This window comes from Pseudoalteromonas sp. Scap06, from assembly GCF_013394165.1.
Taxonomy (GTDB): Bacteria; Pseudomonadota; Gammaproteobacteria; order Enterobacterales; family Alteromonadaceae; genus Pseudoalteromonas.
Map to the genome: position 1 here is coordinate 472,849 of NZ_CP041331.1, position 22,511 is coordinate 495,359.

The following is a 22,511-nucleotide window of genomic DNA, read 5'->3' on the forward strand; positions in this document are numbered from 1 at the left end:
GAGCGCGATAATGGATTTAGCAAAATGGACAATTAATAATAAGTTAATAAGCACTATACTCATTATTTTAACCCTAGGATTTGGTTTTTCATCCTATAAAAACATGCCTCGCTTTGAAGACCCCGAATTTATAATTCGCACCGCGCAAGTGTTTGTCTCCTACTCAGGTGCAAGCCCGCTAGAAGTAGCAAAGGAGGTAACTGAGCCGCTTGAACGTGCAATTCAAGAACTACAAGAAGTTGATACTATATCGTCCACCTCATCTACGGGCTTATCTGAAATTAAAGTAGAGATTAAATCAGAGTTTTCCCCGACTAAATCTGAGTTGCAAGTTATTTGGACTAAGCTCAGAAACAAAATAAATGACACACGTCCAACATTACCGCCTGGTACTGGCACGCCACAAGTTTATGATGATTTTGGTGATGTATATGGCTTAAGCTATTTAATAACCTCCGAAGGATACTCACCCGACGAGTTACATGCCTACGCTAAAGATTTGCAAAGTGACATTTTACAAGTAGAGGGCGTAGCCAAAGTTGCTATGACAGGCGTGCAGCAAGAAGGCATCTTTGTAGAAATAGCCCGTGAAGAGTTAGCCTCTTTAGGCGTTTCTATTAATAATATTTACGGCATTTTAGATGAGCAAAACGCTGTATTGAGCGCTGGTAACACTCAAATTGGCGATCAACGTATTTTTATCGACCCTACCGGAGAAATTAACTCCGTTGATACCATTAAAAATCTATTGGTTAGTGCCAGCGGTGAAGGTAAAACAATTTATCTTAAAGATATTGCCAATGTATACCGTGGCTTTCAAAGCCCACCAACCAAGTTAGTCCGTTATAACTCTAAACCTGCAATTTCACTTGGGGTCGCCAGTGTCTTGGGTGCTAATGTGGTTAAAGTATTTGACCGCGTTGATGACAAAGTAAAACAAACTGAAAACCTCAGACCGCTGGGTATCACAGTGCATGAGTTTTACCACCAAGGTAAAGTAGTACAAGATTCAGTCGACAACTTTGTAGTGAATGTTTTAGTCGCACTGGTGATCGTAATGGTTACCCTGCTGCTATTTATGGGTTTGCGCTCAGGAATTATTATTGGCGCCGTATTACTGCTAACCATTTTTGCGACCCTTGCTACCATGGATTGGAGCGGCATACCCATGCATCGAATTTCTCTTGGTGCGCTGATTATCGCGCTAGGCATGATGGTTGATAACGCTATAGTTGTGACCGAAGGGATTTTAGTTGGTACACAAAAGGGCCGTAAAAAGTTAGAAATTGCTAGCGAAGTCGTCAAGCAAACTAAGTGGCCACTACTGGGTGGTACCTTGGTAGGCATTGTTGCTTTTGCGCCTATTGGTCTTGCCCCAGGTGATACCGCTGAATTTACCGGTCATTTATTCTGGGTTATTTTAATTTCTCTGTTATACAGCTGGTTATTTGCCATTACCCTAACCCCCTTATTTTGTTATTGCTTGTTTAAAGAGCAAGATAACGACACCTCAGGCTCAGCGAAGCCAAATAAACTTATGACGTTATATCAATCTGTTGTGGTTTCGGCATTGCATCATCGCTGGCTCAGTATTGCCATTGTGGTTGCCACTTTTAGTGTGTCTATGTGGGGATTTCAATTTGTAAAATCAGGATTTTTTCCAGCTTCTACCACACCACAAATGGTGGTTGATTTTTGGCTACCGCAAGGTACCGATATTGAAAAAACCAAAAGAGATATGCTCAAGTTAGAGAAATTTGTAAAGCAACAAAATGGCGTTGAAGGTATACAAACGCTTATTGGCGGCGGCGGGCTTCGCTACATGCTTATTTATGGTAGTGAGTCACCAAACAGCTCTTACGGGCAAATTTTAGCTAAAGTCGATGACTACAAAAAGCTAGATAAACTTTTACCTACCGTACAAAATTACATTGACGATAACTTTGTTGATGCTCAAGGCAAAGCATGGCGCTTTGTAATGGGCCCAGGTGGGGGCTCTAAAATAGAAGCCACATTTAAAGGGCCAGACCCAGATGTATTAAGAGAGCTAGCAGCACAGTCAAAAGGAGTATTAATTGATGATGGCGGCGCCTTGTCTATTAAAGATACATGGCGACAACGCATTAGTGTTATTGAACCACAGTACTCAGCCATTAATGCGCAGCGCGCTGGTGTAACGCGTAAAGCGGTTGCTGAAGCCTTACAGCAGAACTTTTCTGGTCAAGTGGTTGGACAGTATCGTGAAGGTGAAGAGCTCATTCCTATTATTGTTAGAGCACCACAATCGGAACGTGTCGACATAAACGATATTGGCAACATTCAGGTACAAAGCAATATCACTGGTGAAACACTGCCCCTAGCGCAAGTAACCAATGGGTTTAAAACCGTCTGGCGCGATGGCATTTTAAAACGTGAAGACCGTGAATGGACTATAAAAGCTCAAGCGGATCCTCTGCCGGGTGAACTAGCCTCAGAGTTATTTAATCGGGTAAGGCCTAAAATAGAAGCCATTGACCTTCCTCAAGGGTATCGACTTGAATGGGATGGCGAATACGGACAATCGAAAGAGTCTAACGAAATGTTGGCCTCAACTATTCCAATGGGCTTTTTAGCCATGGTGCTGATTGTTATTGTGTTATTTAATGCTTTAAAACAACCAATTATTATTTGGCTTGTTGTGCCATTAGCCTTAATTGGTGTTGTGTTTGGGCTGGTAACCACACAAATACCACTAGAGTTTATGGGTATATTAGGATTACTGTCGCTCTCAGGTTTGTTAATTAAAAATGCCATTGTATTAGTAGATCAAATGGACATGGAAATTCGCCAAGGTAAACCTGCATATAATGCCATTATCGACTCGGCAAATAGTCGGGTAAGACCGGTAATGATGGGCACACTAACCACGGTGTTAGGGGTTATTCCACTGTATTTTGATGCATTTTTCCAATCAATGTCTGTGGTTTTAGTATTCGGGTTACTGTTTGCTACCTTGCTTACATTAATCGTAATACCTGTTCTATACGCCATTTTTATGAATGTTAAACAAGACGAACAGGCAACTAATTAAACGCCAACAAAAATATGGCCATGCTTAGTAGTAAGTCATGGCCTTTTTATAAGCTTTGAGCAAAATAATTCATATAATTATCACAATTAACTTTTAAAAAATACTGCATATACAACATACCTTTCAAACCTTATAGCTGCTAAAAACGCCCTCAGATACGGTTATTCTTTTTCAAAATAAACATTTTAATTTTAGTATTTTATAAATTTAAATAAGCATTGAAGCGGATATTTTTTTAAGGCATTAATTATCACTTTAAGTTCTAGCTTCAAGTATTAACATAGCCGGAGTTCTATTATGTGGTGAGGCTAAGAATTCATTGCATAGTAATGCATTAAGATTCATTCATTAAATTAACTATTCAAATTTATCAAATAAATAACATATCAAGTGCAGTCTATGTGTCTTCTATTTAGTCATACAAACGATAAATGTAAAAACAGCTTTATTTCAAATCAAAATTTTAAAAACTAGGCATTCTCATGTTATCAAAACGCATAATTCCTTGTTTAGATGTAAAAGACGGCTAAGTCGTTAAAGGAGTTAAATTTAAAGGCCACGAAGTGGTTGGCGATGTACTTACCCTAGCTAAAGCTTACAGCAAAGTCGGTGCTGATGAACTGGTGTTTTACGAGATCAGTGCAAGTGTTGAAAAACGCCTACTCGATGTCAATTTGGTGGAAAACATTGCCCGCCATATCGATATTCCATTTTGTGTAGCCGGTGGTATTAAATCGGTGGCCGATGCAGCTCGTGTGCTTGAACGTGGCGCTGACAAAATCAGTATTAATAGCCCTGCAATTGCGCGTCCAGAGCTAATAAAAGAATTACATGATGAGTTTGGCAAACAGTGTGTAGTTGTTGGCATTGACAGCTTTTTTGACGAAACAACCGGTGAATATCTAGTTTATCAGCTTACTGGCGATCCTAATGCGTCAAGCCGCACCCGTTATAAAACCGAAGAATGGGTTAAACGCGTACAAGACTTAGGTGCAGGCGAAATCGTTTTAAGTTGTATGAACCAAGATGGTGTTCGCAACGGTTACGACAACGAGCAACTCAGCAAAATACGCCAGCTGTGTGATATTTCTTTAATCGCCTCAGGCGGTGCAGGCAGCATGCAAGATTTTGTTGATGTATTTCAACAAAGCCAAGTAGATGGTACGCTCGCAGCCAGTGTTTTTTTACAAAAACGTGATAAACATCGGTGAACTAAAACAATTTTTAATCGATAACCAAGTGGCAGCAAGACTATGCAAGTAACCTTAGAAAACCAAACTCAAGTTGCTTTCGCTAAAAGCGAGATGATCCCTGCCATTGTTCAAGATGTCCGCTCTGGCGTAATTTTAATGCAAGGCTTTATGAACAGCGAAGCGCTAAAAGCTACACTGCGTCACTGTTCGCAGAAGACTTAAGCCGTAGCTGTCAAAAAGTAGGTAAAGAAGGTGTAGAAGTGGCACTTGCAGCAATGAAACACGATAACAATGAACTTACAACGAATCGGCCGATTTGTTGTATCACCTTGTTGTACTATTACAACGACAAGGGTTAGAGCTCACTGGTGTAGCTGCTTGCCTACAAGGTCGTCATAAGTAAATATAACGATTACTGTGTGCGCCATTATTTGGCGCACATCGTTATAAAAAGCCATAATTTTTCTTTTTTAATTCAGACTCTCAATAGCATTTATTCTCTACCTTAGGTATCCTTGGTAGCAATTACAAAAGGATAGCGCACTATGAAAACTTATATATCGCTTATACTCACGGGCCTTATTTTATCTGGCTGTAGCAGTTTAACCAGTGAACAAAAAGCCAAATTAGACAGCTTAACGCCCTGTGAAAAAATGGATGGCTTAATAACCGAATTCGATAATCGCTTTGATGCGTTAAAAGACACTAAAGTACAAAACTCATATTTAGATGTGTGGACTGCAAAGTACAACGTTTTTGGCGATAACTGCCAAGTGACTAGTTTTAACAATCAAACTGTGACCTATCAATGCCAAGAAAGCTACAAAGATCAACAGCAAGCGGTAGCTATGCATCAACAAGCAATTGAACTCACTCGCCAATGTTTAACTAAAACAAACAACTGGTTAGAAACACAAAAAGAGTCAGAAACGTCGCTGCGTACCACCTTTGTACTTGATGATAAGTCGCCGGTTATTTCTGTTTATACCAGCAAAACGTTATCAAAAATTAAAACTTGGTCGACCTCTTTAGAAGTAGGAAAGCCCGTCGCCACTAAATAATGACGAGAGAATGTATGCGCCAAACACCCAGTAAACAATCCACTCATTTAAAAACAGACTGTATCGGTGAATGTTATAGAATGAATGGCTACTGTACTGGGTGCGGTCGCACCAGCGACGAAATATTCGACTGGATTATTTTAACTGACGAACAAAAGCAAGCAATATTGGCCTCCCCTCGTGAAGATGCTAAAAAAGACTAGCTTAAATTTTTAACCGTTAAGGCGCATTACGCTGTGATGGGTCACGTTTAAAATCTTTGCTTAACTGCTTAGGATCTAACGCTTCACGTTGTTTGCTAGCACCTTCTGCCCACCAAATTAATTGATTAAAGGTGCGCGAAAAATAGCTATCCCACGATGTTTGCTCTGTCGCATTATTTGCGTCACCACTTTCAATAAACACATCTTGCGCTTTTGGTACATGGATCATTGCTGATACCGGTAAACAACCCAGTTCACTTAAAAAGCTGCGCATGCCAACAGCAGCACGTACGCCGCCCCACTGCCCTGCAGAATAAGTAACAATCGCGCTAGGTTTATAACCAAATAAAGAACTACCAAAGTGGTTTAGCAAATTAGCGAGTGCCGGACTCATAGAATGATTATATTCAGGGCTTACCATAACAAAGCCATCGCTGGCTTTAATTTTTGCCGCTAAGGCATCAAGCTGTTTAGGTACCTCAGCCTGCAAATAAGCAAAGTGCGGTTTAAACACAGGGTCTAAATCATAATCGAGCGGATCAATAAGCTCTATTTCATGCTCAGAGTAATGCTCAAGCAAACAACGCTCACATGCTTTCGCTACCCTTTCCCCTAAACGCGCAGGCTTAGGTGGGGTACTTTTTCTAACCGAACCGAGAAAAATTAAAAATTTCATGTATCGGCACTCCTTTTTAATTGCAAAAATAAATACCTCAAAAAAGTTTGAGGTATTTACTGTACGATTTAGGCCTTATCAAGCGCTTGGCTTACATCGGCAATAATATCGTCAATGTTTTCAATACCCACCGATAACCGAATTAAATCGCGGCTAACGCCCGCATTGGCCAGCTCTTCATCATTTAATTGGCGGTGCGTGGTCGATGCAGGATGACACGCCAGCGATTTAGCATCGCCAATATTTACTAAACGTAAAATCATGTTTAGAGCATCAATAAACCGCGTACCGGCTTCAAGGCCACCGGCAATACCAAAACTTAAAATACCTGACGCTTTACCATTGGTAATTTTTTGGCTTATTTCGTTATACGGGCTTGATTTTAATCCCGCATAATTAACCCAAAGCACCTTAGGATGGCTCTCTAGGTATTCAGCAATTTTTTGCGCGTTTTCGCAGTGACGATCCATTCTTAGCCCTAACGTTTCAAGGCCAATTAAAATATCAGAGGCGTTTTTAGGCGCAAGCGCCGCACCGGTATTTCTAAGTGGGACAACACGGCAACGGCCAATAAACGCCGCCTCAGCAAATGCATCGGTATACACTACATTATGGTACGACGGATCAGGCTCATTCATCATCGCAAAACGGGTTGCATTGGCTTTCCAGTCAAACTTGCCCGAATCAACAATCATGCCGCCAATCGCGGTTCCATGACCGTTAATGTATTTAGTGAGCGAGTGCACCACAATATCGGCACCTAACTCAAATGGACGACACAGATACGGCGTAGCCACGGTGTTATCTACAATTAAAGGCACCCCTTTACTGTGGGCAATTTTCGCAAGGCGAGCAATATCAACAATATTCCCAGCAGGATTACCAATTGACTCGCAAAAAACCGCACGGGTGTTTTCATCAATCGCGTTTTCAAAACCGTCAAAATCATCGGCTTTAATCATTCGCGCTTCTATACCTTGGCGCGGCAAGCTGTGAGCAAATAAATTATAAGTGCCACCATACACTTGGCTGGTGCTTACAATATTAGTGCCCACTTCACATAAACATTGAATCGCATAGGTAATCGCCGCCATACCCGAGGCCACAGCCAACGCACCAATGCCGCCTTCCATCGCGGCAATACGCTGCTCAAGTACCGCATTGGTCGGGTTCATTATGCGGGTATAAATATTACCCGGCACTTTTAAATCAAATAAATCAGCGCCATGCTGGGTATTATCAAAGGTGTACGAAGAGGTGTTATAAATTGGCACCGCCGCCGATTTAGTGGTGGCTTCAGATTCATAACCATGGTGCAACGCTAAAGACTCAAGTTTCATAATTTATTCCTTCAATATAGTTACATCTAACGTAGCATTTAATGGTTACAAAGTGCACATGAAATATACTAAAGAATGTTGAAGCAATTTGATTGAATGCTGTATCTAGGTAAGTGTTAAAACTATCGTTTGCTCATATATTCAAGAAAATGAGCCAAGCGCGCATATTAGTCCTCTAAGTATTTATTAAAAACAATAAAAACTTATTGATAGCAATATGTTAGGTAATTTGTTAAAACTATATAAAATAGAAAAGTGAGCGTGACATTGGCAGAGATATGCGCGATGAGCGCACTATTAAATTGTTATGAGTATCAAGGAAGTCGATGAGAATTACCCAGGCCTTAAAACAACAAGTACTTAATGAAGCTAATTGGAAGTGTGAATATTGTGGAATTAAGTTAGATGAATCCAGTTGCTCGATTGATCACAAGATGCCGCGCAGTAAAGGTGGATCTGATGAACGCGAAAATTTAGCTGCCGCTTGTAGAAAATGTAACATGCAAAAAGCAGATAAAGTTCTTGAGGCATTTTCAAATCCGATTGCTAAACAGGCAGCAACAGCATGGATTCATGCATACATAAAATCGCCCAAAACAACTAGCATACTGTCTTTTATTATTGGTGTACTTGGCTTTGTTTTTGCTATCTACTTTAATACACAAGCTGAAATTCAACGTGAAGCCAAACTCTCCCAAGACCTTAATTTCAAATCTCAAATTGAACAATTGGAGAACACTGAAAGTAGCTTGAAGCAGTTGCTTGAATTTATTAAATTGCAAAAAATTCAAGTTACGGATAATCAGACATCACTTGAAACACTTGTCGAAGAAAAAAATAAACTAGAGCCGTTAGTTAGTGCCGATAAAAAAGTAGTTGAAGCATTGTTTTCTGCACAAGAAGCTAGAGCAATAGAATCGGCTAAAGCTGAAAGATGGATTGGTTTTTGGATTGGTGTAGTAGCTTCTATTATTGCCTCTATCGTGCTTATGATTTTCCAATACTTTCTCAAAGTTCGCAGTGAAAACTCATAACAAGGCGTTTAAACGGAATAAAAACAGTGGGTTACGTTTCGCTTCGCTCCACATTATAACCCACAATTTTTGTCCGCTTAACGCGGCGTTATATTTCAAGGAGGATTCAGGTTGTCATTTCCAGTTTTAGAGACAAATCGCTTAAGGTTAGATAAATTATCCAAAGAAGACTCAAATAGCTTATTTGAGTTATTCTCTGACAATTCAGTTGTCGAATACTATGATCTGGAAGCTTTCACTGAACTATCACAAGCGAGCAACTTAATAGAGCTCTTTAACTCTCGCTTTAATGAAAACTCTGGTATTCGTTGGGCTATTCGCCTAAAAGAAACAGATAAATTTATCGGAACTTGTGGCTTTAATACTTGGAGTCCAAAAATGAAAAATGCCGTACTTGGGTATGATTTGTTGCCTCAGTATTGGGGCATGGGTTTGACCACTGAAGCAGTCCATCGAATAGTTAAAGCTGCATTTTTAGGTGAACTATCTTGCGGTAAACTTAACCGAATACAAGGGGATACTGTTCCGGGGAACTTAGCATCTGAATCACTACTTCTAAAGGTTGGTTTCAAAGAGGAAGGTGTAAGACGCCAAAGTGGTTTCTGGAAAAACCAGTTTCACGACCTTAAATGCTTTGGTTTAATTCAGTCCGAGTACCGTGAAAAATAACAAGCGCATTAAGCATGGGACTGCTAACCGTTTGCTCGGTTCCGCTAAGCTACAGAGTTTAGCCAAGCATTTTTGCGCCCATTAGTAAGGCGTTAGGAGTAAAGTGAAATTCAAAGTTGCTAGTTCAATTCTGGCCTTATTTACATTGATAGGTTTGGGAGTGACTATATTTTCAGACTTTGAGAATATTGAAAGGTTGATCATTTGTTCCGTACTTTATGTATTAATACCGGCTTATGGTGCATATGGTACTTTTATAAGAAGCCGTACTGGAATATTAGTTTCTGTGATCTTATTTCTTTTTCAGAGTATTCGGAGTGTTGGAAGTGATAGCTTAATTCCACATATTGCTCCTATAACAATTTCCTTTCCCTTTGGTGATTTCTCAAATGGTCAAGGGTATTTAATCGACTACTTTGCTATTTTTATGGCAATATTTTTAGCATGGTTACTTAAGGTGGTAATTACCCCTAATAAGTCATTAAACAGGGACAAATAACTGTTGATTTTTGCTCCTGTCGCATATTTTGACTAACTGATATTTGTCCATTAATGGGGCGTTATGTGTCAATCTCAATCAAACTAAGGGGTATTAAATGGAATTAGAAATAACATGGAAACGAGCCGCTCGAATTTGGTGGTCATATATTTGGCGTAACATCATAGCAATTATTGGAGCTGTTGTTATTGGCGCTATTGTCGGTGGTGTTTTAGGTTTTATTCTAGGTATGCTTGGTGCCTCTACTGATACGATTAAGTTAATTGTTCAACCTATTGGCTTCTTAATAGGCCTAGGAATTTCAATCATTCCATTAAAGCTTATTCTTGGTAAAAACTTTGGTGAGTTCCGCTTGGTTCTAATGAGTACTAGCGAAGAGTCCAACACATAACAAGGGTTTTCAGGGCGGACACAAAAAGCTGGTTGTTCGCTTCGCTCAAGTATAGCCAGCTTTCTTTAACCGCTTAAAGGGTGTCATGAAACCGAACATAAAAAGCAAAATTCCACTGGCGTTTTTAACTATTATATCGATTTGGTGGTGGTATTATTACGCATCGTCAAATGCGCTTAACGAATATGGAAATGCTAAATATGAGTGGCTATTTATGCTCGACACACTCTTGGTACTTCCAATTTTGTGCTTTCTTTGCGAATCCGATAAACAAAAAGCTCTTTTGAAAACGGCTATTTTATGTTGTACTTCTGTGTTCATAGGAAGCCTTATCATTCCCGAACAAAATAAAGTTATTTTTCATTTTCTCGAGAGTGGCCGTTATTTTGTCTTAGCCATCATTCTTGTTTTGGAAGTCACAGCATTAGTTACTGTATGTTTAGCTGTCCAAGCTTCACTTGTGAACAAAGAAGATCCAGATTTAGCCGTAGCTAATCCTATCGAGAAAATTTTCGGCTCATCGCTGTTCAGCTCAATTCTGTCAATTGAAGGGCGCGTCTGGAGCTTTGCACTTTTTGCATCGCAAATAAAAAGTAGCGCATATCGTGGCGATCAGCATTTTTTCTACGATAAAAAAGATGGTGCTCAGAGTAACCTATTTGGCTTTATACTCCTTATTATTATCGAAATTCCACTTGTCCACTTACTCCTTCATTTTTTATGGTCAAGCATCGCCGCAAATATCACAACAGGACTTACGTTGTTCGGACTTATATTTTTCTTAGCCGAATACAAAGCCGTTGGTAAACGCCCCATTTCAATCCATGGGATAAACTTAATCATTCGTTACGGACTTTATGCGCCTTTAACCATACCATTAAAGAACGTATCTGAAATAAGTCTAAATAATTCGTTTGTGAAACGTTCGCGCAACGTAAAACGATTTAACTACTTTGGTGTTCCTAATGTTGCTATCAAACTCTGTTCTCCTATAAATGGAAAAACAAAAATATATTTAGGTGTAAATTCGCCAGAAGATTTTATCACCACCGTTAATCGTGCAAAAATCGCGGTATAACAACGATCGCTGGGTCACAAGCACGTGCGCAGCTTCGCTGTTTTTTCACACGTGTATACGCTCATATTGGAAGTTATGTGCTTCAATAAGTCTGAGCATTACTCAAGCAAGGAGAGAGTATTTTGACATTAGATGAATACAGAAAAGAATTTGAACAATCTTCAAACAGATCTATTTCAATGCCGGTTGCTGGAACCATAATTTGGGGTTTAGTTGGATTTCTAAGTACACTATTTAGCGCAAATGTTTCTATATATATTTTACTCTTTGCAACAGGCGGGATTTTTCCTATAGCCTTATTAATTGCTAAATTTAGAAAAGAGAACTTAGTTTCCTCATCCAACCCTTTAGCAAAACTAATGGGTTTATGCATAGTGATGGTTAATCTTCTTTGGGCTGTCCATATTCCATTACTTTTAAATGCACCTGAATTTGTTCCTTTGAGTTTAGGCGTTGGCTTAGGACTTCATTGGGTAGTATATTCTTGGATCGTTAAACATCCTGTTGGCTTAATTCATGCTGTGTTAAGAAGTATTTTAATTGTAGCCGCTTGGTATTTATTTCCTAACAGTAGTATCTTAGCTATCTCATGCGTTATTGTTTTAACTTATATAATGAGTATTTATCAAATGTTAACCAGGGATATGACAAACACCTAAACTCTGACAATGTCCTTAAAATCATTTGAACATAGAGAAGGCAATTAGTAGTAAATGAGTACCAAAACTCATTTAACTCTTGAATATCATCAGCACTCTCCCCATTGAGTTACTATAACAAGATGGAGTGATAAATGGATTTACTCAACGCTATTGATATTGAAGTATTTTATTATTTAGGTGGAATGTTACTCGCCTTAGTCGTTTTTCAGGGAATGTTTAAGTTAGTTACTTGGAGCAAAAAAATGCCAAAGGGGGCATTGGTCTTTTTAGCTTTTTTCCATTAATATCAATCTACCCTATTCCTCCTCAAGAAATAAAAAAAATTGAAAGAATGAAGCAAAAACAAATTAAAAGCGAAGATGAAAGTGGTGATCCAGCTAATGAAGATGAAGTTATTTAATAACTAACATGCTAACTTAGAATAATAAGAATTTAATCTGTTTTAACTTAACGTAAATAAATGGTACCAAGCCTTTGAAAATAAATAATAAAACTCTAGGTGTTTTGCTTTACCTATGCTTAGCCTTAATATTACTTTTGATTGCACTAAGTTATAGCAGTGGCCGATTATCGCACTCTTCACCTCTCAACTCAGTGGTAAAGGAACCAAATACATTAAAAGCAACTCCCCCCCTTAGTTTAAAACAAGAAACACTCGATGATTTATCCGATAAAAACACTATCGCCCCTATAGAAAAAGGCATACAAGATCAAAATAACCAACTTGCTGTAATGGCCATTCCACGCTGGAAACAACAAGGGCAACTAAAAACACATTTAGCGCACTTAAAAAATAAGGCTGACAAAGGCGATATTGACGCAAAGTATATTGTTGCAGCCAATTTAAGATATTGCTTTACTGCCCCTATTGATGATTTTGCCTTACAAGCAAAGCTAGAAGCCATAGCTGATTATACCTATGCAGGTGAAGCAATTGATGCTACGTTAGAAAAATTTGATTACTGTAGTGGAATTAATCAGGATCAACGTCGTGAGTTTTATTTATATTTTTATGATGCAGCGCAAAACGGATCTGTTGCAGCGCAACAAACATTTGCTGATATAACAGCAGAGTTTTATATGCAATCACAAGGTTTTAAAACACAAAACAGAGAGGAGTACATTAAAAAACGCGATGCATTCAAACTACAAAAAATCGCTTTTTTAGAGCAAGCAGCCAAGCATGGCAGTGAAAAGGCGTTAATGAAATTGTCGGCTTTGTATCATTCGCAACAAATCAGCGGTAATAGCTTAGCAAAGTCGTACGCATTAAATCGCCTAATGATGGAAATAACGGAAAACGGTGAACTATATAATCGTTATGCATGGTTTGAGCAACGGCAATACCCTCAGCTTTCACAGACTGAACTCAGTGAAGCCAACACTATTGTAAATAACTGGCTGGCAAACATTTATCAAAATGGCAGTCTTTACCCTTATGAATGATCAGACCATAGGTAATATAACCATAGCCAAAGGGGTCAAATCTTGACTTCAGACATTATAACTCCTGACCGTCTGCTCATGATATTTTGCTGCCAATCGTTAATACAAAACACTAATCATAATTGAGGCTGCCTTTGTTTACTGAGCTTCACTGTAATCGACCTAAGTAAAAAGTGACTACCCATGTTACGTTTAACATTTCCCCGCCATCACGCCCTGAAAATAAGGTATTGCTGAGTAATGTATTTCATGGATGAAATACAAGGCGTAACTTCACCAAGGATGGTGAATATACGCCGCTTACGTTCAAGCAATAGTTTATTTGAAGGATAAAGCGTGATGCTCGGGTGCGCTGAGAGTGTCCAGAGAGGGACCAGCGGCAGCCCCTCTTTGGCTGCCGTCGCCAGTGCGACAAAACCTCGAATAAGGTTTATTTAATCATTTACATCTAAGCCTTTAATTAACAAAAAACAACCAATCAATCAATTATGCAAAACATCAATATTAGCTAAAGCATGTGTGAAAAGCACAGTGTTGTTCTTCTAAAAGCGCAGCGCCTCTTAGCCCTCTTTGTGCATAAATCACTAAAAGACCTTATTAAACAAAGAGAAGTGAATGAGCAGAAAACACTGTAATAACGTTTACTCGCTCAGGCTAAAAAAAGTCGTTAGTTAGCTTGGTTTTTGGCTATTTTTCATCATTTCTAAATAGCGTCCCTCAATGAATTTTTTTTCTTTTGTAAGGTGCTTAAGTGCGTACTGGGTTTTTTCTAGCTCTTGTTTTAATGTGTCAAGCTCTTCACTACTTTCTGGCCCGTCAGTTTGTAACTGCAATTGCTGTAATAGTTGGTCTTGCTCTGCAATTTGCCTTTTATATTCGTTTAAAGTGTTAAGTAACTTTGTTTGATCGGGCGTTGACGATGTATCTGCGTTTGATGTTTTATCACTATTTTCGCTCGCGGTTTTAAGCGCTTCATAATCTGCTTGTAACTGGTCTTTTTCTTCTTGAAGTACAGTCACTGCATCATATTGTGCATAGAGTTTTTGACGGGTAACTTTTAATTTTTCAACACTTTTATCCAAATCCCCTTTAAGTTTGCGGATTAACTTATGCGAGCGTTTTAATTTTTTATTGAGATCATCGATTAGCTGTTGTTCTTTTTCGGTAACATGATCTTTGGTTGATGAAGTAACCTCAGTTAATTGCTGTTGTAATAGCATTTGTACACTGATTAACTCAGCGATAGTTTTTCGATTATCGTTAACATAGCTCATGGCATTTTCAACAGACTCTCTGCACATAGCTAAAGTAGCATCATCCATTGTGCCGTTACTTTTAACCATGCTAAGTGCAAATGCCCTAAACTCTCTGAGTATCAGTAAAAGAATATAAAACCACGCGGCTAAAATAAGTAGCCCAAAATTTATAGCAATATAATGATAAACCTCTGGCGGAAATACGGCATATGGCATTATTTAGTTATCTTAAATTAAGTGTTTATTTACTAGAGTTTAGCGCTGTGAAAAAAATCTGCCATAATAACAACAACATTAAAAAAAAAGTTACCTGTGTGAAAATACTTATCGTGGATGATAGCCATGCAACACTTGAAATAGTACGCCGAGGGTTGGAAAAGTTTGGCTATCGGAAGTTATTAATAGAAAAAGCCAACAATGCTAAATCAGCGTTAACGCTGATTGGTAGTTGGCACCCCGATATTGTGCTTACAGACTGGCATATGCCTGATATGTGTGGAGTGACGCTATTACGTGCAATAAAGCAAAGGCAACTTAATATAATAGTCGCGATGCTAACCACGGTTGATGAAAAGTCTCAAATTGAAGAAGCCATTAGCTTTGGCGCATCTTTTGTTCTATCAAAACCTTTTACAGATGAACAACTTCACGATAAGTTATTACCTCTGGTTCAACTTGTAGAAAATAACGAAGTCATTCCTGATGAAATTGAATTAAATGATGATTTAGCGTTGCCAAAGCTGTCGCAATTAGAACGGTTGTTTCATAAACATATAAGTCAGTCTTTAATCGTAAACACAATTCAACCGCAGGTATTCGATGAATCTAAAGTACCCTGTGTAATGGCTGTTTATGAGGATCCTAAAAGTCAAAAAGTACGCGCTATTGCCATACTTGATATTTATGCCGCCTGTGTAATGGCAAGTGGTTATAGTAGCTTGTCGGCTGAAGATATTAGTAACTCAATATTATCTGGCGTTGTTACAAACACAGCATTAAGCGCATGTAAAAAAGCATTAACGGAAACGGCTTTTGCCTTTTTAGACAAGCGAACACGCGTTAGTTTACAAATCAAAACGGTCAAAGTGATTACCACGCCTTTTCGTAAGCTCACTTTGCTGTATAAAACACCTGCTGAAAAGCGCATTGATTTTAGCTGCCAGCTTGAGGGCATGGCACAAGGTAAAATTATGCTAGTTGGCATTTAGTAAATTAAACTTACGTAGTTACCATTATAAAAAAGTTTAATTTTAAAAACACCCTGCTCCTGCAAAAGCGCAGCGTCTCTTCGCCCTCATGGTAAATCAATCACTGAAGGATCTTATTACACAAAGAGAAGTGGATGAGGAGTAAAAGAGTAAATTGAACATCAAACTCGTGACTGAAGGTTTACCCCGCGTTTCTATGTTTAATGTGCTAAGCCTGACGCGATATGAAATCGCTGCTACGAAAGACATTTACTGCTAAAAACAGTTTTTGCACCACAGAGGATCCCGAGGCGCTTTGCGCTGCACAGAGATGAATTGGTATTTTTTAAGCATTTCTCTGTGAACTCTGTGTTCTCGGTGGTAAATACTTATTTAGACTTAACTCTAGCGCGATATGAAATCGCTGCTACAGAACAATATATTGCTTTTTTACGTCCACTAAAACCGTATCGTCGCTTCGCTCCCTTTGTGAATAAATCACTTAAAGTTCTTATTTAACAAAGAGAAGAGAATGAGGAGTAAAAGAGTAAACAGAACAACCAAACAGCTTTAGTTTTTTCTTACTCTAAAAGCGCAGCGTCTCTTCGCCCTCGTTGTGCATAATTCATTAAAAGCTATTTGAACATGGAGAAGACAATAAGCAGAAAATGAGAAACCAAAACCATCACACAAAGCCGAGTGTCAGTGAAAAGTTAAATATTAGCTCCCCCGAACCTCGTAGCCCGTAGCCCGTAGCTTAAGTTAAATTAATCCAAACATGTTTAAACAAAAAAGGCGCTTCCGGTTAAGGTAAGCGCCTTTTGTTATTTTAACTGCTACTTATTTTACGATTTTCATTTCGTCTAATAGGTTTTGGGCGTTATCTACTTTATCCATTACCCACAGCATGTAGCGTGAATCTACATGAATTGAGCGGTTTAGTTCTGGGTTGTAATCCCAATCACCAATAATGCTTTCGTACACACCGTCAAACAGTAAACCCACCAGCTCGGCATTGCCGTTAAGCGTTGGCGAACCTGAGTTACCGCCTGTTGTATCTACATTTGATAAAAAGTTAACTGGAACAGTATTCATGCCACCAGTGTAATCACCATAAAGCTTCGCTTTAATTTGCTCTTGCAGCTTTTTAGGCGCATTAAATGGGTCAACATCGGTGTTTTTAGCCAGTAACCCTTCAAGTGAGGTAAACGGCGTAGCCACTAATCCATCTTGCGGAGAATACCCGCCTACCGTGCCGTAAGTTACACGTAATGTGCTGTTTGCATCGGCGTAAACCGGTTTGTTTTGCGCTTTGTTAAAGGCAATAATTGCACTCATTAACTCTGGGCGAGCAGCTTGTAATTTACCAGCCAGGGCTTTTGACTTATCTTCCTCAGCTTTCATTACTGTGAATATGGCTTTTGCATATTGCATGAACGGGTCTTGGCTTTGGTTAAGCTGGCTCAGTGTTTGTTCAAATAATGAATTACGTACAATTTCATTATCTAGCGTTGATTTGGCATACATTTCATCTAGCAATGCACTTTGTTTTGCTTTATCAAAACCGTTTTCTAAAGCAAAAGCTTTATCAATTTCACTAAAACGCTCTGCTTTAGGTAATGCTGCATATTGCTCTAAAAAGTGCAGTAATATAGCTTTATCTACATTGGCATCAAAGCGACGTGACATACGCTCAAGAGAAGATTTAATACGCGGTAAATCGCGTTCTTGATAACCTGATTCGCGCTCACTATTTGGCTTTTGTTTTTCAACCGCTAAGCGATATAAACGACGTGCCGTGCTGATCATTTGTGAACGATGAACATAGCCTACCATACGGTCGCGCTCACTATGCTCTTGCGATTGAGCTACTAATGCCGATAACTCATTAAGCACATTCCCGTAGCGCTGTTTACGCTCGCTATCGCTGTTTATCCAGCTTGTAAGCTCTTGTTCAAACTGTTTTTTACGCTCAAACATGGTGCCTTTTTTGAAGCTTTCAATCATCGAACCATAGTTTTTAATGTAGTTGTTGTAACCGGCTATGGTGCTTTCGTAAGCAATACGCGCTTTACTGCCATCTTCTGAGTTTTCTTCAATTAGTGACACGTATTTAGTATTGTGCATGCGCGCTTTAGGGTAACTGTCGTTAAAAACATAATCGACCTCTGCCGCAATACGGTAGCGATTAGTACGCCCTGGGTAGCCAGTTACCATAACAAAGTCGCCCTCTTGCACGCCTTTAGCACTTACACTTAAGTAAGACTCTGGCACGTACGGTATGTTGTCTTCGCTGTACTCTGCTGGCTTGCCGTCTTTACCTACATAGGCGCGGTAAAAACCAAAATCGCCTGTGTGGCGCGGCCACATCCAGTTATCTATATCGCCACCGTATTTACCTACGCCCATGGCAGGTGCATACGCTAAACGTACATCTTTAATTTCCAGTGATTTAATCAGGTAAAACTCTAAACCACCATGAAACGAATACACATTACAACGGTAACTAGCATCAGCTTCACACTGTGCAACGAGTTCTTTTTGATTTTTTTCTAACGCATCATAGCGTGCTTTTGCGCTTAGCTCGTTAGTGCCGCTAATCACTTTATCGGTCACATTGGTCACTGTTTCGGTTACGTACACTCGTGAACCTGGCGCAGCTGGTAAATCTTCAGTCGGTGTTTTTGCTAAAAAGCCATTTTCTAAAATGTTATTTTCAGGCGTTGAATTATATTGCACCGAACCATAAATACAGTGGTGGTTAGTTACAACTAAGCCTTTTGGCGAAACAAACGAGGCTGTACAACCGCCTAAGCTGATAACCGCATTCATTGGAAACTCGGTTAATTTTGAAATTGAATCAACGCTAATTTCAAGCCCTTTGGCTTTTAAAATTGACTCAAGCTCTGGTAGTTGATGAGGTTGCCACATGCCTTCATCGGCATGGACCGCAGAAGAAAGTGCCAGTGAACAGGTTGCTACCAATGTGGTAACAAGAGGTTTTAAACGCATTATAGAATCCCTTTTATTATTGAACCAGCAGATTACTCATTAAGTATGAGTTAGGTCAACTGCGCTGAGATAAATTGTTACAATATAGCGCTCAATAAACAAAAAAGGAGCTCAGGGTTTGTGACCCTAAGCTCCTTTTTAAACAAAAAGATAAACGATGTTAGTCGTCTTTTTTCACATCATTTGGATGCGCTACACCCATCCATGCTTTAAACAGCGCTTTTTGCTCAGCAGAGGCATTTTTATTAGCGACTACTTTTTTAGGTTTGTCGAAATCTTCAGACAACACAAGCTCAGTCGACATCAAAGCGTCACGGCGAATAAAATCAACAGTTACCTTGTCCCCTGCTTTAAAGGTTTCTAGGCTGGCGGTTAAGTCTTTCCCTACATGTTTTTTGTTAATAGCAACGAGTTTATCGTCGGTGGTTAAACCACCTTGCCATGCTGCACCATCGCGACGTACATGAGTAAGGGTGAGCAATTCACCGGTATTTTTAGTAAAGGCATCTAAACTTGGTGTAGCCTTGGCTTTTTCAGGCAGCTCAAAGCTCAAACCTACTTTTGCCAGTAATTCATCAAAATCTAAGCTGGCTGGTGTGCTAACATTTGCTTGCCACCAATTACTGTAATCACGCCCTGTTAGCTGCTTTAAAATTGCTAATACGTCTTTCTCAGTAAAACCCGCTGGTAGCTTATGCTGCTTATAAAGTTCGTTATGTACATTTTTATAGCTTATTTTACCTTGGCTTTTTTCAAGTAGGTCGATATCTAACGCCATCGACAATAACGAGCCTTCAAGGTAAATATTAGTGCCGTAGTTACGTGCATGATCGCCACCTTGATTTATCCATTTATCAAAGCTGGTTTCGCTAGCACTTTGCACTTCACGCCCTGGGGTTGTGAGATGGCGATTAATGGTTTTACTGAAGTTCTTAAAAAACTCATCGGTGGTTTGAATGCCTGAGCGCACTAATAAATGGTCTTCAAAATAGCTGGTAGACCCTTCAGCAATCCACAGCAGTTTTGAATAATTAATATTGGTATAGTCGTATGGCGCAAGCCCTTTAGGACGGTACGCTTTTACATTCCAAGTATGAATAAATTCATGTGCCGCTGTGCTTATAAAAGCTAAATAGTCTTCACGTTTAGCAAAGCGATCCCGTGGGCGTTGAATAATAGTTGAATTTAAGTGTTCAGTTGCGCCGCCCGCGCCCGATGTAGCATGTACCATAAATACATAACGCTCATACGGGTAGCTGTCCCAAATTACATTGCCCGTTGCTACAAGCTTTTTTAAATCGGTTAGCATCAGTTCTATGTCGTAATTACCTTCGCCCCACACTACTAGTTCGTACTCACGGCCATCAACTTCAAAAGTACGCAGTTCATTAACACCTGTTTCTATTGGTGAATCAACAAGCACGTCGTAGTCGCTGGCTTTAAAGCTGTGTTTATTCTTATAGTTTTCCATACCCGACACAGAGCGCCATGCTTTAGGTACGTTTAATTCAACCGTAACGGGCTCTTGGCGAAATGATTCGCTGAACATAAAAAAGCCAGATGCGTCAACAAACGCGTGGCTGTCGTCAATATGACGAGCGCGCTTACCTAGCTCATTGGCATACACTTGGTAATCAACATTGACTTGAGTCGGCTCATTTAAATGAACACGCCATGTGCTGTGGTCTATTTTTTCCCACTTTAATGCATTACCTTCATCGTCGCTGGCTTTAAAATAGCGAACGCCATTGGCAAGGTTTAAAATTTCGTAGCGACCAGTACGCCATGCTGGCAATTTTACATCTAAATAAGACTGCGCCGTTTTAGGAAACTCTACATTTACATCACCTAAATGATGTTCTGGCTGAGAGATATTTAAAGCGTAGTTAACGTCGGCAAATACAGGTGCTGAACAGGCAGCTAAAATTGATAAGGCAAGTAGCTTTTTCATGAAGGCTCTTTTTTATATAACGTATTGTTGTACCAAGGTTAACAAGACCCATTTTAAAAGTGAATTAAAAGCGGTAAATGCACTTATATTTAAGATCGCTCGTATTTTGTTATTAAAAACATTAAGTTTTTGATCTCATCCCTACTATTAATATGTTTTTGTTGTAAACTAAAACAATGAAGGTATTAAGATAATGGTGTGTAGGTGTCTAGGAGCTCCAATACGGTGGAACAAAAACTAAAGCAAGCAATCGACAGTAGAAAAGTAGTAGAAAGTGCTCGCCAACATCAAGTGAGTACGCTTTCTAATTTTGCAGCTAAGTTATCTTTAAGCTGTAAGGGACTTGATACTGAGCTTGATAACCGCCTAGCTAAGTTTCGAAGCGCATTAAACAAAGGAATGGGTTATGAAGACTTTGCTCCTTTGGTGGATGATATTTTAGCTTTGCTAAAAAACCAAGAAGCCATTCAACTAGCACATCAACGTGATCTTCTCACCAGTGTACAAAATGCAGGTAAGCAATTACAACAAACCAAAGGTTTACCTAACGATACCCGCAGAACACTGCGCCACTTACTCGATAACGAGCTAGACAATATTCAATCTGTACATGGTTTTATACCTGTTTTAAATCAGCTGATCACTTTTTATCATCAAGCTTTAATAGCTAAAAGCAACGATACCTTTAAGCCTCCAAATCTTAGTGCTCTCACTGAAAAGCTATTTAAATTAGTTAGTCAGTTAGTACTTGAAGAAGAAGCCAACGATGAGCTGTATTTAATAAAAAAACGTATCGCTAAAAATAAAGCCGTAGACCAACTTCTTGATGCAGCAATTGATGTAATCACACTCATTGTACAAAGCATTCAAGTTGAGCGTGCGTCAGCGCAAAGCTTTTTAACTTCATTAAATCAAACGCTTGGAGAGCTACATAGTTCATTGGTTTCAACCAGAGAACATTCTGAATCTATGAATGTTGAATTCGAATCAATTAATCAACGAATTGGTGAAAAATTAAAAAATTTAAATACACAAACAAATAAAGCAACATCAATTACAGAATTAAAGCAATTGGTTGAAAATGAGTTACGCTCATTGAGTGCAGACATTCTAGAAAAAGAACAACTGGAACAAAAAGATCGCCAAATTTTAATTTCTAGCTTTGCACAAATAAACGATAGAATTGGCAGTTTAGAAAACAAAGTTAGTAATTATAAAAAACGTTTAAATGAACAACGCTTTAAAAGTTTACTCGACAGTCTTACCAAGTTACCTAATCGAGCAGCCTTTGACGAACGCTACAATCACGAAATTAATTTGTTTAATGAACAACCGTCAGACATAACCTTAGTGGTTATTGATGTTGATCATTTCAAATCAATTAACGATCGCTTTGGTCACACAGCCGGCGACATTACCTTGCAAGTGATTGCCAAAGCGCTGCAAAAATCGATTAGACAAACTGACTTTATTGCCCGTTATGGCGGCGAAGAGTTTGTGTTATTAATGCCTCGTACATCACTTGATAACGCTGTCGAGCATCTCAATAAATTAAGACTGTCGATTAAAAAGATCCCATTTAAATTTAAAGACAAACAAATTCAAATTACCGTTTCGTTAGGCGCAACCCAATTTGAAGTGGGTGATACGCCTCTAAAAGCGTTTGATAGAGCCGATGAAGCTCTATACGATGCTAAAAACTCAGGCCGGGATCGTCTGTGTATTAGTAAATAGTGTTATGCACTTTTACCTTTGAGTATAAGGCATAACTACGCAGTAAATT

18 protein-coding genes and 3 pseudogenes are annotated in these 22,511 nt (G+C 39.1%); 15 read left to right on the forward strand and 6 right to left on the reverse strand.

Translation table 11 applies throughout. The annotated features are described in order from the left end of the window. The first annotated feature begins 10 nt into the window (after positions 1-10). The 5 genes and pseudogenes from FLM47_RS17560 to FLM47_RS17580 all read left to right on the forward strand — a co-directional run bounded on the left by FLM47_RS17560 (position 11) and on the right by FLM47_RS17580 (position 5,527). A complete protein-coding gene (locus tag FLM47_RS17560) occupies positions 11-3,070 on the forward strand; it encodes an efflux RND transporter permease subunit (RefSeq protein ID WP_178957139.1) in 3,060 nt (1,019 codons plus the stop codon). Between the two features lie 482 nt (positions 3,071-3,552). Then, a pseudogene (gene hisF, locus FLM47_RS17565) lies at positions 3,553-4,333 on the forward strand (imidazole glycerol phosphate synthase subunit HisF). Further along, positions 4,324-4,666: pseudogene (gene hisE, locus FLM47_RS17570) on the forward strand (phosphoribosyl-ATP diphosphatase). Before hisF ends, hisE begins: the two co-directional pseudogenes overlap by 10 nt. A 142-nt stretch (positions 4,667-4,808) precedes the next feature. Then, the gene (locus tag FLM47_RS17575) at positions 4,809-5,324 is read left to right on the forward strand and encodes a hypothetical protein (protein WP_178957140.1); all 516 of its coding nucleotides are present in this window, start codon (positions 4,809-4,811) and stop codon (positions 5,322-5,324) included. Positions 5,325-5,338: 14 nt separating this feature from the next. Continuing rightward, positions 5,339-5,527 carry a DUF1289 domain-containing protein gene (locus FLM47_RS17580; RefSeq protein ID WP_075170194.1) on the forward strand — a complete coding sequence of 63 codons (189 nt, stop codon included), beginning with the start codon at positions 5,339-5,341 and terminating at the stop codon, positions 5,525-5,527. Between the two features lie 16 nt (positions 5,528-5,543). On the opposite strand, the gene FLM47_RS17585 is transcribed toward FLM47_RS17580, so the two are convergent. After that, the gene (locus FLM47_RS17585; RefSeq protein WP_178957141.1) at positions 5,544-6,203 is read right to left on the reverse strand and encodes an NADPH-dependent FMN reductase; all 660 of its coding nucleotides are present in this window, start codon (positions 6,201-6,203) and stop codon (positions 5,544-5,546) included. A gap of 68 nt (positions 6,204-6,271) precedes the next feature. Then, positions 6,272-7,543 (reverse strand): O-acetylhomoserine aminocarboxypropyltransferase/cysteine synthase family protein, encoded by a 1,272-nt coding sequence (locus tag FLM47_RS17590; RefSeq protein WP_013463280.1) that lies wholly within the window; start codon positions 7,541-7,543, stop codon positions 6,272-6,274. Positions 7,544-7,977: 434 nt separating this feature from the next. Here FLM47_RS17590 and FLM47_RS18990 point away from each other — a divergent pair. Continuing rightward, a pseudogene (locus FLM47_RS18990) lies at positions 7,978-8,022 on the forward strand (hypothetical protein); the annotation flags it as partial. A gap of 54 nt (positions 8,023-8,076) precedes the next feature. Here FLM47_RS18990 and FLM47_RS18995 read toward each other — a convergent pair. Next, positions 8,077-8,334: a DNA repair protein RecO C-terminal domain-containing protein gene (locus FLM47_RS18995; protein WP_372239241.1), complete on the reverse strand. Its 258-nt coding sequence runs from the start codon at positions 8,332-8,334 to the stop codon at positions 8,077-8,079. Between the two features lie 354 nt (positions 8,335-8,688). Between FLM47_RS18995 and FLM47_RS17600 the strand changes: the two genes are divergently transcribed. The 7 genes from FLM47_RS17600 to FLM47_RS17630 all read left to right on the forward strand — a co-directional run bounded on the left by FLM47_RS17600 (position 8,689) and on the right by FLM47_RS17630 (position 13,322). Next, positions 8,689-9,246, forward strand: a complete 558-nt coding sequence (locus FLM47_RS17600) for a GNAT family N-acetyltransferase (RefSeq protein WP_178957143.1) — start codon at positions 8,689-8,691, stop codon at positions 9,244-9,246. 103 nt (positions 9,247-9,349) lie between these two features. After that, on the forward strand, positions 9,350-9,745 hold the full coding sequence (locus tag FLM47_RS17605) for a hypothetical protein (protein ID WP_178957144.1): 396 nt from the start codon (positions 9,350-9,352) through the stop codon (positions 9,743-9,745). Positions 9,746-9,842: 97 nt separating this feature from the next. Then, entirely contained in the window at positions 9,843-10,136 is a 294-nt protein-coding gene (locus tag FLM47_RS17610; RefSeq protein WP_178957145.1) for a hypothetical protein, read from the forward strand. Between the two features lie 85 nt (positions 10,137-10,221). Then, entirely contained in the window at positions 10,222-11,214 is a 993-nt protein-coding gene (locus FLM47_RS17615; protein ID WP_178957146.1) for a hypothetical protein, read from the forward strand. A gap of 122 nt (positions 11,215-11,336) precedes the next feature. Continuing rightward, a complete protein-coding gene (locus FLM47_RS17620) occupies positions 11,337-11,873 on the forward strand; it encodes a hypothetical protein (RefSeq protein ID WP_178957147.1) in 537 nt (178 codons plus the stop codon). 232 nt (positions 11,874-12,105) lie between these two features. After that, a complete protein-coding gene (locus FLM47_RS18925) occupies positions 12,106-12,276 on the forward strand; it encodes a hypothetical protein (RefSeq protein ID WP_256729750.1) in 171 nt (56 codons plus the stop codon). A 74-nt stretch (positions 12,277-12,350) separates the two neighbouring features. Beyond that, entirely contained in the window at positions 12,351-13,322 is a 972-nt protein-coding gene (locus tag FLM47_RS17630) for a hypothetical protein (protein ID WP_138608004.1), read from the forward strand. A 671-nt stretch (positions 13,323-13,993) separates the two neighbouring features. Here the strand turns inward: FLM47_RS17630 and FLM47_RS17635 are convergent. Beyond that, positions 13,994-14,794 carry a chromosome partitioning protein ParA gene (locus tag FLM47_RS17635; protein WP_178957148.1) on the reverse strand — a complete coding sequence of 267 codons (801 nt, stop codon included), beginning with the start codon at positions 14,792-14,794 and terminating at the stop codon, positions 13,994-13,996. Positions 14,795-14,892: 98 nt separating this feature from the next. Between FLM47_RS17635 and FLM47_RS17640 the strand changes: the two genes are divergently transcribed. Further along, positions 14,893-15,786, forward strand: coding sequence for a response regulator (locus tag FLM47_RS17640; RefSeq protein WP_075170202.1), 894 nt, complete (start codon positions 14,893-14,895; stop codon positions 15,784-15,786). An 819-nt stretch (positions 15,787-16,605) separates the two neighbouring features. Here the strand turns inward: FLM47_RS17640 and FLM47_RS17645 are convergent. Together FLM47_RS17645 and FLM47_RS17650 are read right to left on the reverse strand one after the other, a co-directional pair. Further along, positions 16,606-18,777: a S46 family peptidase gene (locus FLM47_RS17645; protein ID WP_178957149.1), complete on the reverse strand. Its 2,172-nt coding sequence runs from the start codon at positions 18,775-18,777 to the stop codon at positions 16,606-16,608. 160 nt (positions 18,778-18,937) lie between these two features. Then, positions 18,938-20,728 carry a M61 family metallopeptidase gene (locus tag FLM47_RS17650; RefSeq protein WP_178957150.1) on the reverse strand — a complete coding sequence of 597 codons (1,791 nt, stop codon included), beginning with the start codon at positions 20,726-20,728 and terminating at the stop codon, positions 18,938-18,940. Positions 20,729-20,953: 225 nt separating this feature from the next. Here FLM47_RS17650 and FLM47_RS17655 point away from each other — a divergent pair, with 225 nt between their 5' ends. Next, on the forward strand, positions 20,954-22,462 hold the full coding sequence (locus tag FLM47_RS17655) for a GGDEF domain-containing protein (protein ID WP_178957151.1): 1,509 nt from the start codon (positions 20,954-20,956) through the stop codon (positions 22,460-22,462). Positions 22,463-22,511 lie beyond the last annotated feature (49 nt).